Origin of the sequence: Aliamphritea spongicola (assembly GCF_017051665.1) — a bacterium.
Taxonomy (GTDB): domain Bacteria; phylum Pseudomonadota; class Gammaproteobacteria; order Pseudomonadales; family Balneatricaceae; genus Amphritea; species Amphritea spongicola.
Window position 1 is genome coordinate 1 of the sequence record NZ_JAFIDL010000042.1, and the last position, 379, is coordinate 379.

The 379-nt window shown below is 46.7% G+C and carries 1 protein-coding gene; it reads right to left on the minus strand.

What is annotated here, in order from left to right; all coding sequences use genetic code 11:
- Positions 1 to 361: hypothetical protein (locus JYB63_RS22650; protein WP_336510920.1), on the minus strand; the 361-nt coding region annotated here is incomplete at its 3' end.
- Between the last annotated feature and the right edge of the window lie 18 nt (positions 362 to 379).

Genomic DNA, 379 nt, shown 5'->3' on the forward strand with positions numbered 1-379 from the left:
CGTCATCATCAATGACCAGTGTTGTTACCTGATTATCAGCATGCTCTTCCACGTTCTCAAACGCGCCGCTGTCTGTGATAGAGGTAATATCTACAATGATATTTTCATTCGGCTCTGATACAGCATCATCAACACTGGTAACTACAAATTGCTGCTGACTTTGTCCTGCAGTAAACGTCACGCTGGCCTGCTCACCTGTGTATTCACTGCTATCCGCGCTACCTGTATAACCCAGACCAACTGTAACTGTTTCGCCGGCCGGTACTGTAATAGGCTGATCATTTTCATCAACCAGGGTAACTGTATAGGTTACCTGACCACCGTCTTCACCAATGCTGTCGACGTTCTGCGTTAACCGCACATATACCGTGTCTTCTGT